Origin of the sequence: Arthrobacter sp. 9AX, assembly GCF_902506095.1 — a bacterium.
In the GTDB taxonomy this organism is placed as follows: domain Bacteria; phylum Actinomycetota; class Actinomycetes; order Actinomycetales; family Micrococcaceae; genus Arthrobacter.
This window is the reverse complement of the sequence record NZ_LR733293.1, coordinates 2,015,081-2,031,033: the sequence shown is the minus strand read 5'-3', so window position 1 is coordinate 2,031,033 and position 15,953 is coordinate 2,015,081. Positions and strand designations below refer to the sequence as shown.

The 15,953-nt window shown below is 66.4% G+C and carries 17 protein-coding genes, 6 tRNA genes and 1 riboswitch; of the genes, 8 read left to right on the top strand and 15 right to left on the bottom strand.

What is annotated here, in order from left to right:
* The first annotated feature begins 143 nt into the window (after positions 1-143).
* On the top strand, positions 144-788 hold the full coding sequence (locus BACI348_RS09275) for a TIGR03085 family metal-binding protein (RefSeq protein WP_159825162.1): 645 nt from the start codon (positions 144-146) through the stop codon (positions 786-788).
* Between the two features lie 47 nt (positions 789-835).
* Here the strand turns inward: BACI348_RS09275 and hisF are convergent, their stop codons facing one another.
* From hisF to BACI348_RS09205, 14 genes are all read right to left on the bottom strand, one after another.
* On the bottom strand, positions 836-1,612 hold the full coding sequence (hisF, locus tag BACI348_RS09270; RefSeq protein ID WP_159825160.1) for an imidazole glycerol phosphate synthase subunit HisF: 777 nt from the start codon (positions 1,610-1,612) through the stop codon (positions 836-838).
* A gap of 57 nt (positions 1,613-1,669) precedes the next feature.
* Entirely contained in the window at positions 1,670-2,530 is an 861-nt protein-coding gene (hisG, locus tag BACI348_RS09265; RefSeq protein WP_159825158.1) for an ATP phosphoribosyltransferase, read from the bottom strand.
* 90 nt (positions 2,531-2,620) lie between these two features.
* Complete coding sequence (locus BACI348_RS09260) at positions 2,621-2,884, bottom strand: phosphoribosyl-ATP diphosphatase (protein ID WP_015936881.1); 264 nt, start codon at positions 2,882-2,884, stop codon at positions 2,621-2,623.
* Between the two features lie 99 nt (positions 2,885-2,983).
* Positions 2,984-3,472 carry a 6,7-dimethyl-8-ribityllumazine synthase gene (gene ribH, locus BACI348_RS09255; RefSeq protein ID WP_159825156.1) on the bottom strand — a complete coding sequence of 163 codons (489 nt, stop codon included), beginning with the start codon at positions 3,470-3,472 and terminating at the stop codon, positions 2,984-2,986.
* A gap of 51 nt (positions 3,473-3,523) precedes the next feature.
* Positions 3,524-4,294 (bottom strand): GTP cyclohydrolase II, encoded by a 771-nt coding sequence (ribA, locus tag BACI348_RS09250; protein ID WP_159825154.1) that lies wholly within the window; start codon positions 4,292-4,294, stop codon positions 3,524-3,526.
* Positions 4,291-5,031, bottom strand: a complete 741-nt coding sequence (ribB, locus tag BACI348_RS09245; RefSeq protein WP_159825152.1) for a 3,4-dihydroxy-2-butanone-4-phosphate synthase — start codon at positions 5,029-5,031, stop codon at positions 4,291-4,293. Before ribB ends, ribA begins: the two co-directional genes overlap by 4 nt.
* Positions 5,028-5,672: a riboflavin synthase gene (locus BACI348_RS09240; RefSeq protein WP_159825150.1), complete on the bottom strand. Its 645-nt coding sequence runs from the start codon at positions 5,670-5,672 to the stop codon at positions 5,028-5,030. The genes ribB and BACI348_RS09240 overlap by 4 nt, the downstream gene beginning before the upstream one ends.
* Positions 5,672-6,739, bottom strand: coding sequence for a bifunctional diaminohydroxyphosphoribosylaminopyrimidine deaminase/5-amino-6-(5-phosphoribosylamino)uracil reductase RibD (gene ribD, locus BACI348_RS09235; protein ID WP_159825148.1), 1,068 nt, complete (start codon positions 6,737-6,739; stop codon positions 5,672-5,674). The genes BACI348_RS09240 and ribD overlap by 1 nt, the downstream gene beginning before the upstream one ends.
* Before the next feature lie 223 nt (positions 6,740-6,962).
* A riboswitch (FMN riboswitch) is annotated at positions 6,963-7,112 on the bottom strand.
* Positions 7,113-7,151: 39 nt separating this feature from the next.
* Complete coding sequence (gene rpe, locus BACI348_RS09230) at positions 7,152-7,829, bottom strand: ribulose-phosphate 3-epimerase (RefSeq protein WP_159825146.1); 678 nt, start codon at positions 7,827-7,829, stop codon at positions 7,152-7,154.
* Positions 7,830-7,862: 33 nt separating this feature from the next.
* Positions 7,863-9,467: an RsmB/NOP family class I SAM-dependent RNA methyltransferase gene (locus BACI348_RS09225; protein ID WP_159825144.1), complete on the bottom strand. Its 1,605-nt coding sequence runs from the start codon at positions 9,465-9,467 to the stop codon at positions 7,863-7,865.
* Positions 9,464-10,384 carry a methionyl-tRNA formyltransferase gene (gene fmt / locus BACI348_RS09220; RefSeq protein WP_159825142.1) on the bottom strand — a complete coding sequence of 307 codons (921 nt, stop codon included), beginning with the start codon at positions 10,382-10,384 and terminating at the stop codon, positions 9,464-9,466. Before fmt ends, BACI348_RS09225 begins: the two co-directional genes overlap by 4 nt.
* Complete coding sequence (def, locus tag BACI348_RS09215; protein WP_159825140.1) at positions 10,381-11,010, bottom strand: peptide deformylase; 630 nt, start codon at positions 11,008-11,010, stop codon at positions 10,381-10,383. The genes fmt and def overlap by 4 nt, the downstream gene beginning before the upstream one ends.
* An 86-nt stretch (positions 11,011-11,096) precedes the next feature.
* The gene (locus tag BACI348_RS09210) at positions 11,097-11,957 is read right to left on the bottom strand and encodes a cytochrome (RefSeq protein WP_159825138.1); all 861 of its coding nucleotides are present in this window, start codon (positions 11,955-11,957) and stop codon (positions 11,097-11,099) included.
* Between the two features lie 94 nt (positions 11,958-12,051).
* Positions 12,052-12,123 (bottom strand) — tRNA-Val (locus BACI348_RS09205).
* Positions 12,124-12,462: 339 nt separating this feature from the next.
* Here BACI348_RS09205 and BACI348_RS09200 point away from each other — a divergent pair.
* From BACI348_RS09200 to BACI348_RS09170, 7 genes are all read left to right on the top strand, one after another.
* Positions 12,463-12,535: transfer RNA gene (locus BACI348_RS09200), tRNA-Gly, on the top strand.
* A gap of 46 nt (positions 12,536-12,581) precedes the next feature.
* Positions 12,582-12,652, top strand: a tRNA-Cys gene (locus BACI348_RS09195).
* Between the two features lie 42 nt (positions 12,653-12,694).
* Positions 12,695-12,766: transfer RNA gene (locus BACI348_RS09190), tRNA-Val, on the top strand.
* Between the two features lie 61 nt (positions 12,767-12,827).
* Positions 12,828-12,900, top strand: a tRNA-Gly gene (locus BACI348_RS09185).
* A gap of 41 nt (positions 12,901-12,941) precedes the next feature.
* Positions 12,942-13,013, top strand: a tRNA-Val gene (locus tag BACI348_RS09180).
* 192 nt (positions 13,014-13,205) lie between these two features.
* Positions 13,206-13,460, top strand: a complete 255-nt coding sequence (locus tag BACI348_RS09175) for an antitoxin (protein ID WP_159825136.1) — start codon at positions 13,206-13,208, stop codon at positions 13,458-13,460.
* 173 nt (positions 13,461-13,633) lie between these two features.
* Positions 13,634-14,875, top strand: a complete 1,242-nt coding sequence (locus BACI348_RS09170) for a benzoate/H(+) symporter BenE family transporter (RefSeq protein ID WP_159825134.1) — start codon at positions 13,634-13,636, stop codon at positions 14,873-14,875.
* On the opposite strand, the gene zapE is transcribed toward BACI348_RS09170, so the two are convergent.
* On the bottom strand, positions 14,872-15,909 hold the full coding sequence (gene zapE, locus BACI348_RS09165; protein WP_159825132.1) for a cell division protein ZapE: 1,038 nt from the start codon (positions 15,907-15,909) through the stop codon (positions 14,872-14,874). The two genes, BACI348_RS09170 and zapE, sit on opposite strands and share 4 nt — an antisense overlap.
* Between the last annotated feature and the right edge of the window lie 44 nt (positions 15,910-15,953).

Here is a 15,953-nt window from a genome sequence, read left to right as displayed (position 1 = left end):
GGGTGGGGACGGGGGCTTGCTGCTCAGACATCAGGTCAAGTCTAGTGCCTTTGCCGGAGCCGGAATCGTGTGTGAACAACGGCACGCCAGCACCGGCGGCCGCGCTGCCCAACTGCGCGGGTGTCGTGCTAGTTTCACAGGTGATGCATTTCGTCGATCCGTCCCGAGAAGTCCTGGCCGAAACCCTGCTTGCGGCGGGTCCTGACGCGCCCACGCTCTGCAAGGGCTGGCGAACCAGGGACCTTGCCGCGCACCTGTACCTGCGGGAGCGCAAAGCCGCCGTGGGGCTGGGGCTGATCATCAAACGCCTGGCGAAGGCATCGGACCAGGCCACCGCCAAGCTGGCGGCAAAGCTGAACACGCCGGAGGAATACACCGGGCTCGTGAACACGTTCCGGGCCGGGCCGCCGGCGCTTTCGCCCATGAATATCAAGGCACTGGACGAGAGCTCCAACCTGATCGAATACTTCGTGCACACCGAGGACGTGCGCCGGGCCGTGGACCGCTGGGCACCCAGGGCCCTGGATGAGGCGTACTCGGAAGCACTGTGGGATGAGTTGGTGAAGCGTGCCGCCATCCTGTACCGCGGCGTGGACCTCGGCATCGTGCTGGTGCGCCCCTCGGGCCCGCGGCATGTCGCCAAGCGTGCGCCTGTTTCGGTGGCAATTGTTGGCGAGCCGGGAGAACTGCTGATGCACGCCCACGGCCGCACCCGCCACGCCCTGGTCACCTTCGAAGGCCAGCCGGACGCCGTCGCGCTTCTCCAGTCAGCAGAAGTAGGCCTCTAGGTTTCGACAAGCTCAACCAACGTCCGGGATGACCGCCGTGCCGGGGTCTAACGTACTTCGAAGCCGGCTTCGCGGATGGCGTTCTTGACCTGGGACATCATGTCGTCCGGGCCCCAGTGGAAGATCGAGGCAGCGAGGACGGCGTCCGCACCGGCAGCCACGGCGGGCGGGAAGTGCGCCGGCTCCCCCGCACCGCCGGAGGCGATGATGGGCACCTTGACGGCGGCCCGGACCAGCCGGATGAGTTCGAGGTCGAAACCGTCCTTGGTGCCGTCGGCGTCGATGGAGTTCAGCAGGATCTCTCCCACCCCGCGGTCCGCGGCTTCCTTGGCCCACGCGATCGCGTCGATCCCGGTGCCCGTGCGCCCGCCGTGGGTGGTGACTTCAAAGCCCGACGGCGTGGGCTGGGATCCGGGGCGGGTGCGGCGGGCGTCGACGGACAGGACGAGGACCTGGGAACCGAAGTGCCGGGTGATTTCGTCGATGACGTCCGGGCGCGCCACGGCTGCGGTGTTGATGGAGGCCTTGTCGGCACCGTAGCGGAGGAGCTTGTCCACCTCGGCCACGCCGCGCACGCCGCCGCCAACAGTCAGCGGGATGAATACTTCCTCGGCGGTGCGCCGGACCACGTCAAAGGTGGTTTCGCGGTTGCCCGAGGACGCCGTGACGTCGAGGAACGTCAGTTCGTCGGCGCCTGCGTTATCGTAGCGGTGCGCGAGCTCAACGGGGTCCCCGGCATCGCGGAGGCCCTCGAAGTTAACGCCTTTGACGACGCGGCCGGCGTCCACGTCGAGGCAGGGAATGACGCGTACGGCTACTGCCATGGGAAACTCCTGGGAAATCTGGGGTGGGTGTCGCTGCGCTGGATTCGCTGGCTGGAATCAGATGCGGCAGGCGTGGATGCTGCTGACCAGGATGGCGCGGGCCCCGAGGTCGTAGAGCTCATCCATGATCCGGTTGGTTTCCCGCTTGGGCACCATGGACCGTACGGCTACCCAGTCCGAATCACGCAGCGGCGAGACCGTGGGCGATTCCAGGCCGGGAGTCAGCGAAGCGGCCTGCTCCACGAGTTCCTTGCGGATGTCGTAGTCCATCAGGACGTACTGGCGCGCCACCAGCACACCCTGCAGGCGGCGGATCAGCACCTCGATCTCCTTGGCCGTGCCGTTGGCGGCGCCGCCGTCGCCGGTCCGCCGGATCAGGACGGCCTCGGACTTGAGGATCGGCTCACCGAAGATTTCCATGCCGGCGGCTTTGAGGGTGTTACCGGTTTCCACAACGTCCGCGATGGCGTCGGCAACGCCCAGCCGGACCGAGGACTCCACGGCACCGTCCAGGCGAACCACCTTGGCGTTGACGCCGCGTTCGGCCAGGTAACCGCGGAGCAGGCCGTCATAGCTGGTGGCCAGCCGCTTGCCCTCAAGTTCTTCAACCTTGGCGAAATCCCCTACCGGACCGGCGAAGCGGAACGTGGAGGCGGCGAATCCAAGGGGAAGCAGTTCCTCTGCCTCCACCTCGGCGTCCAGCAGCAGGTCACGTCCGGTGATGCCGACGTCGAGCGTTCCCTGGCCGACGTACACGGCGATGTCGCGAGGGCGGAGGAAGAAGAACTCGATGTCGTTGTCCGGGTCCACCATCACCAGTTCACGGGTGTCGCGGCGCTGGCGGTAACCGGCTTCGGACAGCATCGCGGAGGCGGCTTCGGACAGGGAACCTTTATTGGGAACGGCAACTCGCAGCATGGGGAGATCTTTCTGGTGTGGAATGTCTAGGGGTTCAAGCAATTCAGGCCACGGCAGGAACCGGCCGCACGGGGCGCGCCGGAACGGTGGCTACAGATGCTTGTAGACGTCTTCCAGGGTCAGGCCCTTGGCGAGCATCAGAACCTGCAGGTGGTACAGCAGCTGGGAAATTTCCTCGGCCGCCGCTTCATCGGATTCATATTCGGCAGCCATCCATACTTCGGCTGCTTCTTCAACGACTTTCTTGCCGATGCCGTGGACACCGGAGTCCAATTCAGCGACGGTGCGGGAGCCTTCCGGGCGGGTGGCTGCCTTCTCGCTGAGCTCAGCGAACAGCGTCTCGAAATTCTTCACGCCCTCCAGCCTACTTGCTGCGGCCCAAAGGGCGCCTGTCGGGCCGTCGCATGACGGGCGCGATGTGAGTGAACACACACGCGCCCGTCACCGCAGCCGCTAGTTGCCGTACTGCTTCAGGACGACGGCGGTGGCCAGCGCAGCGGTCACGGCCTCGTGGCCTTTGTCTTCCTTCGAGCCGGGGAGCCCGGCACGGTCCAGGCCCTGCTGTTCGGTGTCGCAGGTCAGGACGCCAAAGCCCACCGGGACGCCGGTACGGACGCTGACGTCGGTGAGTCCCGACGTCGCGGCCTGGCAGACGTACTCAAAGTGCGGCGTACCGCCGCGGATCACAACGCCGAGGGCCACCACGGCGTCGAAGTGCGGTGCCAGCCGCGCGGCTGCCACCGGCAGCTCAAAGCTGCCCGGGACCCGCAGGACGGTGGGCTCGGCGATGCCGGCGTCCTTGGCGGCGCGCAGGGCGCCGTCCAGGAGTCCGTCCATGATCTGGGTGTGCCAGCTGGCTGCGACGATCGCCAGCTTCAGCTGGGACGTTTCGGCCGGGTTGAGGGTGGTGAGGTCGATGTCGGGGGCGCCGTGTCCGCTCATAGGTCAGTACTGTTCCGTTCGTTGTGTTGGGTAGGCAGCAGGATGTGCTGGTCAGTCTTGTTCGTGGTCAAAGGAACTGCCGGGGCTGGTGACGGGCACCGCGCCACCCACGTGGTCGCCCAGGACCAGGCGGTGCTCCATACGGTCTTTTTTGGTCTGCAGGTACCGGATGTTCTGGTCGCGTGAGGGCACCTCGGTGGGGACCATTTCCACCACCTTGACGCCTGCTTTGGCCAGCCTGTTCTGCTTGTCCGGGTTGTTGCTCAGGAGCCGCACCTCATGCAGCCCCATCTCGGCCAGCACCTGGGCGGCCGCCTTGTAGCAGCGGGCATCCACGGGCAGGCCGAGCTGTTCGTTGGCCTCCACGGTGTCGAAGCCTGCTTCCTGGAGCGCGTAGGCCTTGATCTTGTTGGCCAGGCCGATGCCCCTGCCCTCCTGCCCGCGCAGGTACAGCAGGGTTCCGCCGTGCTCACGGATCATTTCCAGCGCATAGGCCAGCTGCTCGCCGCAGTCGCAGCGGTATGAACCAAAGACATCCCCGGTGAGGCACTCGGAGTGCAGCCGGACCAGGGGCGCCTTCCCGTCCTGGGGCGGGTTGGGCGAGCTGACCGCGAGGTGTTCATGGCCGGTGACCAGGTCAGTCCACGCCTGGGCCACAAAATCGCCGAAGGCCGTGGGCAGCTGCACGATGGGCCCGCCGCTGACCGGATGGGGGACCCGGCCGTTGCCCGACTCCGCCTTTTGGTGGCCGTGGTCAGCCTTGTGGTGGCCGTTGCCTGAATCAGGCAGGTGGCCGTTGCCCGAAGCTCCGGAAGCCGTCATCGTATCTCCTCTTCTCCGCCCGCGCGTCCTGCCCGGGTGTTGCCGTCAGACGTTGTGCCCGCCGTGCCGAGGTAGGCCACCAGGTCCTTAATCGAAATCAGGGGGCATCCGTGTTCAGCAGCGAAGGCACGGAGCCCGTCCAGCCGCATCATTTCGCCGTCGTCATAAACAACTTCGGCGATCACAGCTACAGGTTCCAGGCCGGCCAGGCGGCACAGGTCCACAGCGGCTTCGGTGTGGCCGGGACGTTCCCGCACACCACCGTCAACCGCGCGCAGCGGGAAAATATGCCCGGGACGGGTCACGGACGACGGTACGGACCGGGGATCCGCGAGCACCCTTGCGGTGAGGGCACGGTCCGTGGCGGAAATTCCGGTGCTGACGCCCACAGCGGCATCGCAGGACACCGTGTAGGCGGTGCCCTTGGCGTCCTCGTTCACTTCCACCATGGGAGGCAGTGCCAGGGCATCGGCGCGTTCGCCGGACAGCGGGACACAAATAACGCCGGAGCTGTACCGGATGGTCCAACCCATCAGCGCCGGGGTGGCGAACTGCGCGGCGAAAATGATGTCGCCTTCGTTTTCCCTGTCTTCGTTGTCCACGGCGAGTACGGGCCTGCCGGCGGCGAAGGCCTGCACGGCTTCCTCGATGCTGTTCAACGGCACCGCAGCGGCCTCCTGGGCAGGTGGGGGCGCCACGGCGGCCACCTCGGGTTCGACTCGTACGGCGGCGTTCATTGTGCTCCTCCTTCAACAGCGGCGGGCGCTGCCGTGCGGAACGCCAGCAGGCGTTCGGTGTACTTGGCCAGGACGTCAACTTCCAGGTTCACGCGGCTGCCGGTGCCTTTGGTACCGAGGCCGGTTTCGGCCAGGGTGGTGGGGATCAGGCCCACCTCAAACCACGGATCCCGCTCTTCCGCCGGGCTGACGGCCGTCACGGTGAGGGACACGCCGTCGATGGCAATGGAGCCCTTCTCGGCGATGTAGCGGGCCAGGTTCGCGGGGACGCCGAAGCGGAGCCGGTCCCAGTTGCCCAGGGGTTCGCGTTCCAGCAGCACGCCGACGCCGTCCACGTGGCCCTGGACCACGTGTCCGTCGAGCCGTCCGCCGGCGGGCACGCACCGTTCGAGGTTGACGGCGTCACCGGGCGCGAGTTCGCCGATGGTGCTGCGGACCAGGGTCTCCCCCATCACGTCCACGCTGAATTCCTTGCCTTCAATCTCGGTGGCCGTCAGGCATACGCCGTTGACCGCGATGGAGCCGCCCAGGGCGAGCCCTTCGGTGGTGCCTGGCGCACGCAGCCGGAGGGTGGCACTGGCGTCGCCGTCCTTGTCCACGGACAGGACCTGCCCCTGCTCGGCAATAATTCCGGTAAACATCAGTAGCCTCCCTGGGCTTGCTCCGCGGTGGCGCGGGACGGTTGTGGGTCGAGGGCAACGGGGCGTTGCGGTCTGAGGTGGAGTCTGAGGTCACGGCCCAGCGTCCGGACGGCGCCGCCGTCGGACGTGTCCCACTCCCAGTGCTGTGCATCGGCGAGTGTGGTGATGCCCAGGCCGGTGAGGGCAGGAGTGCCGGAGCCGAGCAGTGTGGGGGCCAGGTAGACAATGAGTTCGTCCACCAGTCCCGCCGCGAGGAATGCGCTGAGGATGCGCGATCCGCCTTCCACCATCAGGTGGCGGGTACCGCTCCCATACAGGCTGGACAGGGCTTCACGGGGATCGCGGGTGGGCAGGTGCACCACACGGCCATCGGTTCCACGGACGGCGGCGTCCGCTGGAATGTCGCGGAGCCCCATGACGGCACGCACAGGCTGTTTCCCGGCGGGTGTGCCGGCACGGTCCCTTGCGGTAAGCCGGGGGTTGTCCACCAGTACGGTCTGCGTGCCCACGAGGATGGCGTCGATGCGTCCCCGCAGGGCGTGGTTGTCGGCCAGCGATTCCGGGCAGGAGATCCACTGGCTGGTGCCGTCCTCGGCGGCGATGCGGCTGTCCAGCGTCTGGGCGATGTGGAGCGTGACGAAAGGGCGTTTTGCGGCCACAGCCTCGAACCATTGCCGGTTCAGGTCCAGCGCTTCGCCGGCTCCAAGTCCACTGCGGACGCGGACGCCCGCTTCCCGGAGGGTGGCTGCCCCGCCGGCCGCGGGATCGTGGGGATCGTCCACAGCGTAGACGACGTCCGTGATGCCGGCGTCAATGATCGCCTGGGCGCAGGGGCCGGTGCGGCCGATGTGGTTGCAGGGCTCCAGGGTGACCAGCATGGTGCAGCCGGAGAGGTCGATCCCGGCGGCAGTTGCCTGGGCAATGGCGTCAGCCTCGGCGTGGGCGGTGCCGGCGCCGCGGTGGAAGCCGGTCACCAGTTCGCGTCCTTCAGGGCTTACGACGACGGCACCCACCAGGGGATTCGCGCCGCGGGGACCGTTGAGGGCCGCCTTGAGGGCGGTTTCCATGGCGGTAGTCTCGGCAGCCGTGAAGGCTGTGACCACTCCGGCCGTCACGCGGCGGCCTCGATGGTAGGGACGGCAGTCATGCCGGCAGCAGGAGTAGTGGCCTCAAAGAGCCATCGCAAACGGTTCATGGTGCTTGTGTCGTTCCTTCCCTCTCGAACCGCGATGGCTCCGGGGGTATACGACAGCAGATGGCCGCGGCGCGCAGGGCGCCGCAGAAACAGCTGTACGTGCTTCTCTCATCCAGACTTTAACTGTCGGTACCGGAATTTCACCGGTTCAACCGTCCGCCGGTGTCCTCCCTGGGGAAGCACCGGCTCGCGGGTCGCGGACTGTCACCGCCGGTTCGGACTTACACCGACCCCGGAGCACGTATGTGTGTTGCTATTCTGCCATAACGAGGGAGTGCTCCCGGCTATTCCGCCGCGGAACGTAACGTTTTGCTTCCCGCCCTGCGCAGCCGGTCGATGGCGGCCGCCGGATCCTCGGCTCCGTACACGGCGGAGCCGGCGACGAAGACGTTCGCACCAGCCTCGGCTGCACGCGTGATGGTGTCTTCGGTGATGCCGCCGTCCACCTGGATGGCCACCTTGATGCCTGACCCCTCAATGGCCTTCCTGGCGCGCCGGATTTTCGGCAGGGTCAGGTCCAGGAACGCCTGGCCGCCGAAGCCCGGCTCCACCGTCATGATCAGCAGCATGTCCAGCTCTTCGAGCATGTCCAGGTACGGCTCCACGGGTGTCCCGGGACGCAGGGCCATTCCTGCCTTCGAACCCCTTGCCCGCAGTTCGCGGGCGAGCTTGATGGGGGCGATGGCAGCTTCGGCGTGGAAGGTCACGGACGCGAGCCCGGCGTCGGCGAAGCCGGGCGCCCAGCGGTCGGCGTCGGCAATCATCAGGTGCGCATCGAGGGGCACGGGGCTCACTGCCTGGATCCGCTGCACCACCGGCAGCCCGATGGTGAGGTTCGGCACAAAGTGGTTGTCCATAACATCCACGTGCACCGCGTCCGCTGTGCTGATGCGGTTGAGCTCAGCCTCAAGGTTCACGAAGTCGGCGGAGAGGATGCTCGGGTTGATACAGCATTGCGTCACGGGGAAACCTTTCACGGACAGGAGTTTGGGGGGTCAGGACTTCTTGCTGATCAGGGCGAGGAACATGGCGTCGGTGCCGTGGATGTGGGGCCACAGCTGGGCGGTGGACCCGTGCCCGGCAGCAAGGTTCCCGGTCAGGCTCACGCTGTCCAGGACCTGCCCTGCCTCCAGCAGTTCGAGGTCATCGCGTTTGCGGAGTGCATCGGTGACCACGGCGGTGGTTTCGGCAGGGTGCGGCGAGCAGGTCACATACGCAACCACTCCACCGGGGCGGACGGCGGCCAGTGCCGATGTAAGCAGCTCGCGCTGGAGTGGGCCCAAGTCCGCCAGGTCCTTGGGCGTGCGGCGCCAGCGGGACTCCGGGCGCCGCCGAAGTGCACCAAGTCCGCTGCAGGGAACGTCCACGAGGACCCGATCAAAGGCTTCGGGTTTCTCCGTGCCGACGTCGCGGCCGTCGCCGGTGCGCACCTGCCACGTTTCCCTGGGTACGGCCGAGAGCGCCTGGCTCACCAGCTTGGCCCGGTGCGGCGCGGGCTCATTCGCCAGCAGCGTGGCACCCCTTTGGTTGGCCAGCGCACCGAGCAGCGCGGCTTTGCCGCCCGGGCCTGCGCACAGGTCCAGCCATGCCTCGGTGCCGCCGGCCGCGGCTGCGTCGTCAGGATCGTGGCCGCCGAGGTCGACGGCGGCCATGGCGCGTGCCACCAGCTGTGAGCCGACGTCCTGCACCCTGGTGCTGCCCTCCCTGACCGAGGCGAGCCGGCCCAGGTCTCCTCCGCTGGAAAGGGCGGAGCCTTCCACGAGTTCGCCGGGGGCAGCGCCGTTCTCCAGGGCCTCGTCGAGGCTTCCGATGCCCGGCAGCGCCACCAGGTTGACTACCGGGGCGGCGTTGTCGGCTTCCAAAAGGTCGTTGATTTCGGAGGCGGGACGTCCGTGCGCCACCAGCGACTGGCGCATGGCGCGCACGATCCACTCCGGGTGGGCGTAACGCAGCGATGCCACCTTGGTGTCATCGGACTCGCCGGCAACGAGCAGGTCGAGCCACTCCTCAAGGGGATGCGCGGTGACCTTGCGGAGCACGGCATTGATGAGCGTGGAAGGGCCGGCGCCGATGACGGCCCGGGCGAGGCCCACGGTCTGGTCCAGTGCGGCATGGGCAGGAACGCGCATGGCCAGCAACTGGTGGGCTCCGAGCCGGAGGGCGTCCAGGATGGCGGGGTCCAACTGGTCGAGGGGACGGTCAACGCAGCGGGCCAGGATGGCGTCGTACGTTCCCTGGCCACGCAGGGCCCCGTAGCTGAGTTCGGTGGCGAAGCCGGCGTCGCGTTTGTCCAGTCCGTGGTGGCGGATCCGCGCCGGCAGGACCAGGTTGGCGTAAGCGTCCTCGGCGGCAACGGCCCGGAGGACTTCAAACGCCACCAGCCGGGCGGGGTCGGCCCTTCGGGTCCGCTGCGAGGGTGCATTGTCCGTGAAGCTGCGCTGGGAAGTGCGGTTCCGTTCCCGCCCCTTGGCGTTGCGGTTGCTCGAATCGCGCGGCCCGCCGTTACCGCGGCCGCCGCCCGGGCCGCCACGCTGGCCGCCACCCGGGTTTCCGCCGCCGGTTCTTCCGCGGCCGCCCTGGTTGTCGCCGGAACCGTTCATTCGAACACCACACTTTCAAGGGAAGCCATGCCGCGTGCCCAGTCGGCAGCGGCCATCATCTTTTTGCCGGCGGGCTGGACCCGGGTCAGCTCCACGGCGTGCGAGCCGGTTCCCACCAGCACGCTTTTGCCGTCCATAGACACGGATCCGGGCGGCAGGCTGTCAACATCCGGCCGCAGCCTGACAGGTTCCAACTTGACGCGCTGGCCGGCCAGGACAGTCCATGCTCCCGGTTCGGGAGTGGCTCCCCGCGCCTGCCGTCCGATGGCCAGGGCCGGGTGCTTCCAGTCCAGCCGGCCGTCGTCGAGCGTCAGCTTGGGGGCCAGCGAGACATCACCGGTTTGCGGAACAGCGGCCGCCTTCCCGGCCTCAATGGCGGACAGGGTCCGGGCGAGCAGCACGGCACCGCTGTGGGACAGCCGTTCCAGAAGCACCCCGGCGGTGTCCTCCGGGCCAACCGTTTCCGTCAGTGTCCCGAACACCGGACCCGTGTCCAAGCCCTCCTCCAGCTGGAAGGTCACCGCCCCCGTAATGTCGTCGCCTGCCATCACGGCCCGCTGCACGGGAGCAGCTCCACGCCAGGCGGGAAGGAGGGAGAAGTGCAGGTTGATCCAGCCATGCCGGGGAATGCCCAGGGCAGCCGGGGGAACCAGCCCGCCGTAGGCCACAATCGCGGCGACGTCGGGGGCGGCCGCCTTGATGCTGTCGATGGCCTCCGCATCAATCCTGGCGGCACGGATAACGTCGATCCCCAGCTCGGCTGCCCGTGCTGCAACCGGAGACGGGGTGAGCACGCGTTTCCGCCCGATGGGGGCGTCCGGCCTGGTGAGGACGGCAACAACGTTGAAGCCTGCTTCGACGAGCGCATTGAGGGAGGGGACGGCGACAGCGGGGGTGCCCGCGAAAAGGACCCTCACCCCTGGTGACCCGACGCACGGTTACCAGCCGTGCCGGCACCAAAGCTGGACCCGGAAGTTCCGCCCCCGATGCTGGAACCCCCGAAACTGGACCCGACTGTCTGGGCACGCTTCGCCGTGGTTTGTTCCGTGATGGCGTCGTAGTTGGCGTTGCGGATGGCCCGCAGGGCGGTCTTGCGGTCCTCCCCCTCGAGCCGGTCCGTGTACAGAATCCCGTCCAGGTGGTCGTTCTCATGCTGGAAGCAGCGTGCCAGCATGCCCTCGGCGTCGACAGCGACGGGGTTGCCGTGGAGATCGACGCCGGTGACGCGGGTGGCACGGTAGCGCCGCACCGGGAAGCCGAGGCCCGGGATGGACAGGCAGCCCTCCACATGGTCGTCCTGGAAATCGTCGCTGTTTTCCAGGACGGGATTGATGATGTGGCCCTCCACGCCGTCAATGCGGTATGTGAAGACGCGCAGGCTCACACCGATCTGAGGTGCGGCGAGGCCGGCACCGTCCACGTCCTCCATGGTCTCGGTCATATCAGCCACCAGCTTGGCCAGCTCAGGCCCGAAATCCGTCACAGGATCAGCAACTGTGCGGAGCACAGGATCACCGATGATGCGGATATTCAGAATAGCCATGCGCTGTTTTTCCTTAAGCTAGGCGGCAAAGGGGACCAATCCAGTTTAGGCGCAGACGACCTCCCGGACAGCCCGCGCCGGCATTCCTAGGCAGGCTGGACCTGCGCAAGCGGCGGCGGGGCAATGGGCAGCAGGGCGGTGCCGGCGGAAATGGTGTCCGCTGACAGCTCCCAGACACGCCGCAGCGCGCAGAACTTCCACCAGTGGTGCTTGAGGACCTCGGGGTTGGCACGGACGGGACGGACCTCGGTCTCGCCGATGGCCACAGCCAGCAAAACCGGGTTCTCCCCGTACTTCCAGGGCTCCCATGCCCCTGTTTCCGGGTCCACCAGGCTTTCCTCTGCCTTCATGCCGGCCACCAGCTGCATCACTACCTTGTCATCGAGCGGCTTGACCAGGCCGTCCCGGGTGGTGCCCTTGGTTTTGTAGTCGATGAGGCAGATCCTGCCGTTGATGCGCGCCACCAGGTCCAGGGTGCCTGCGTACCCCACGGAGTTGTTCCAGACAGTGATTTCGGGGGCGATGGGCTCAACCTTGAACAGTTCCCACCATTCGTCGAACCGGACCGCGAAGGCTTCCTCGCCGTTCGCCGCAAGGGCCTCGCGGGCTTCCTTCATGCCGTGGGGACGGCCCAGTGCCCGCAGTGCTACCTGTTCGCAGTAGAAGTGCACCCGGTCCCCGCGTTTGGCGGCCTCGTCGCGGTAAGTTTCCGCCGCTTTGGCCGCCCGGTTGACGGCCTGCTTGATCTTCGCCGGACTTCCCAGGCAGTCGGCCAGCAGCGGATCCTTGGCAAGGCTGCTGGCACCCATGTATCCGAACCAGCCGTCCAGCCCGTGCGGCTGCTGGCCGATCACGGTGGTGATGGACGGCACCGAGAAGTGCTCGGTGGTGGACCGGGCGTACATCCGCCCGTATTCGGTGGCGTGGGCAAGAAGTGGAGCTGTCATACGAAAACTCTTTCACAGGGGGCTGACAGAATGTCCGGGCGCACAAAAAATGGTCCGTTTCCGCTGCGGATGAGCGGAAACGGACCATATGCGGTGGGCGATACTGGGTTCGAACCAGTGACCTCTTCGGTGTGAACGAAGCGCGCTACCACTGCGCCAATCGCCCTGATGCATTTGAATGCTAGCCCACCATCGGGCCATTTCAAAAATCGCCTGATCCGCGCGGCCGGCATTCCCTCGAATCCACGAAAGCCGGGCCCGGCTTTCGTGGATAAGGAGCCCTGGAAGCCCGGCGGAAGGCACCGCGGAGAGTGGAAGGCTCCCCTGCCGCCGTCGGAAATTACACCCTTGTAACTCCGAAAAACCGCGCTATTGCTGGGAAGCAGCGCCATTGCGTCCGCTCCGTCGACGGCCGATTTGGAGAATCCCCGAACCTCCTATATTGTTTTTACTCGTTGGAAGCGAGGAAATGCCGGGAACGGCAGAGAATCATCCCCTCCAAAATGCGGACGTAGCTCAGCTGGTAGAGCACCACCTTGCCAAGGTGGATGTCGCGAGTTCGAATCTCGTCGTCCGCTCGCAGGACACTGTCACGGCAAAGGTTCTTTGAACCCGCGCTTACACGGTGGGTTGGCCGAGAGGCGAGGCAGCGGCCTGCAAAGCCGTATACACGGGTTCGAATCCCGTACCCACCTCGGTGAAAACCATGGTTTTTCGGATATATTCCGGATAAGCATGGGCGATTGGCGCAGCGGTAGCGCGCTTCCCTGACACGGAAGAGGTCACTGGTTCGATCCCAGTATCGCCCACTAAGCAAGGCAACTTGCTTCATGCAGTACGCATCGGTCTCGGCCGGAACGCATTGCATACGCGGACGTAGCTCAGCTGGTAGAGCACCACCTTGCCAAGGTGGATGTCGCGAGTTCGAATCTCGTCGTCCGCTCTCTTATTTCCTAAGATCCCATCAGCCGGTCTTCCGGTTCCGGGCGATTGGCGCAGCGGTAGCGCGCTTCCCTGACACGGAAGAGGTCACTGGTTCGATCCCAGTATCGCCCACATCCAGCAGCTCCCCGGAGCTGCTTTTTTCTTGCCCGCTTCCGGCTCCGCTGCGGGTGTGCGCAGCCGAAGTCCCTGCATCCGCTCCGGGCGAACACCCAATACCCTCGATTTCCTTGGCACGCCCAAGCGGCGGGGCTAGGATCGAAGGCGCAAGGAGCGACCTGGCTCCGCGATTGAAGGGAGGTGCTCGTGGGACTGATTGACGATCTAAAGGGCAAGGCTCAAGGTCTCATCCGCGGCAACGAGCAGGCCATCAAGGACGGCATCACCAAGGCCGGCGATTTCGTCGACACCAGGACCGGAGGCAAGTACGCCGGTCATGTCGACAAGATCCAGGATGGCGCTTCCAAGCTCGTTGACAAGAACGGAACCCCAGGCGTTGCACCTGCCGCCGAGCAGGTTCCGCCGGTCAACCCGGTTCCGCCGGTTGATAAGGCTCCGTAAAAAGGATTTGGCCAGGGCGTTGCCCTAGTACGTCAACGAAGGTGCGGGTCCCGCCGGGAGGCGGCGCCCGCACCTTTTGGCATTAACGGCGCGTCCCTGGTTGGCGGGGCCAACCTGTCCACGCGCCACACCCCGATTGAGGGTTGATGAAACCGTCCCGGTAACCTGCCCGTATGGCGAAGTCCCCCGCATTCCCCAAGGCGCACCCGTCCAACAGCCAATCCAGGCGGGATTCCAGGCCAGTTGTGGCCGGGGTTGTCACCGCACTGGTGGGATTCACTTCTTCCTTCGCCGTAGTCCTGTCCGGCCTGAAGGCGGTGGGCGCCGACCCCGCCCAGGCTGCCTCGGGACTGCTGGCACTTACTGTGGCAGTGGGCGCCGGAGTGTTGTGGCTTTCATGGCGTTCAAAAGTGCCGGTCACCCTCGCGTGGTCAACACCCGGGGCCGCTTTGCTGGCCACTTCAGGAACGGTCGACGGCGGGTGGCCCGCCGCCGTCGGGGCGTTCCTGGCAGCGGGTGTACTGATTGCCATGACGGGGCTTGTCCCCGCCCTCGGCGGGCTCATGGCCAGAATCCCGCCAACGCTTGCGCAGGCGATGCTCGCGGGCGTGCTGCTGCAGCTCTGCCTCGCACCGTTCAAGGCCCTGGGCAGCGTGCCGCTGTTCATAGCGCCGGTTATAGCCTGCTGGCTGGTGATGATGAAGTACGCACCCCGCTGGTCGGTGCCGGCGGCCTTGGTGGTGGCCCTCGGCGTGATCGGCATTTCACTTGCTGCCGGCGGCGCTTCCGTGAGCGGGAGCGGGATACTGCCGGCCCTGGCCTGGACCACCCCCACCTTCAGCCTCCAGGCCATGGCGGGCATCGCCCTGCCGCTCTTTGTGGTGACCATGGCTTCGCAAAATGTTCCAGGCGTGGCCGTGCTCCGGTCGTTCCACTACGACACCCCGTGGCGGGCATCCATGCTGGTGACCGGTGCCGGGACAGCGCTGGCCGCCCCTTTTGGCGGACATGCCGTGAATCTCGCCGCACTCAGCGCCGCCCTGGCAGCGGGCGAGGAGGCGGGCCCGGACCGGAGCAGGCGCTGGGTGGCCGGTTTCACGTCCGGGATTGCCTACCTGGTGCTGGCGGCGTTCTCCGCCGCACTGGTGACCCTGGTTGCAGCGGCGCCCGCAGGAATGCTGGAAGCGGTGGCGGGCCTGGCTCTTCTTGGCACGCTGGCAAGTTCCATTTCGGCCGCACTGGCGGACCCGGAGGACAGGATAGCTCCCGCCGTCACATTCCTGATGGCAGCGTCCGGACTCAGTTTCGCCGGCATCGGCTCAGCATTCTGGGCGCTGGCAGCGGGCCTGGTGATCCGGGCCGTCCTGTTGCCGCGGCGCAGCCAGGCTGTCGGGCCGGACAGTTCTGCCAGCTAGGACGGCTCGTGGTTCTGGCCTTCACGGGCCAGGGCAGTGAGGCGGGAGACAGCGCGGAAGTACTTTTTCATGTAGCCGCCGGTCATCATTTCCTCGGTGAACAGCTTGTCGAAGGGAACGCCGCTGGCCAGGATCGGCACATCCTTGTCGTAGAGCCGGTCAGCCAGCACCACGAACCGCAGCGCCACTGCCTGCTCGGTGATGGTCTCCACATTGCGCCACACCACCCCGTCGATGCCGGCGATCAGTTGGCGGTAGCGGCTGGGGTGCACGCCGGCCAGGTGGGCGATCAGGGTGCTGAACTCGTCCTGCGCCACCATTTTGCCGTCGAACTCGGCCTTCATGTGTGCGGACAGTTCGCTGTTCTTCAGGGGCGCCGGGGCAGCCGGGAGGCCACGGTGGCGGAAGTCCTCGCCGTCGATCCGGACCACGTCGAACTGGTCCGCGAGCACCTGGATTTCGCGCTGGAAGTCCACCGCTGCGAACCTGCCGTCGCCCAGTGAGCCCGGCAGGGTGTTGGAGGTGGCTGCGAGCTTCACGCCGGCGTCCGCGAGTTCGCGCATCAGGCGGGACATCAGTACCGTGTCGCCCGGATCATCGAGCTCAAATTCGTCGATGCACACGAGCTTGTACCTGCTCAGCGCATCCACGGTTTTGCGGAAGGACAGAGCGCCTACCAGGTTGGTGTACTCCACAAACGTGCCGAAGGCCTTGGGCTCCGGCGAGGCATGCCACAGTGAGGCCAGCAGGTGGGTCTTTCCCACACCGAAGCCGCCGTCCAGATAAATGCCGGCGCGGGATGTGTCCTTCTTACCAAACAGTTTCTTGAACAGGCCACCCCCGTCACCGGACCCCACGCCGTCGGCAAATCCCTGCAGGGCACGCACGGCGTGCGCCTGGCTGGGCTGGTTGGGATCGGGCCGGTAACTTTCAAAGGACACCTTGCCGAACCGTGGTGAGGGATAGAAACCCTTGAGGAGCTCATCCACCGATACCGACGGGGTTCGGGCTGCGAGCTGTTCGATCTGTACCAAGGTGGTCCGTTCTGCTGGTGGTTGGTCCCCAGAAAGGATACCGG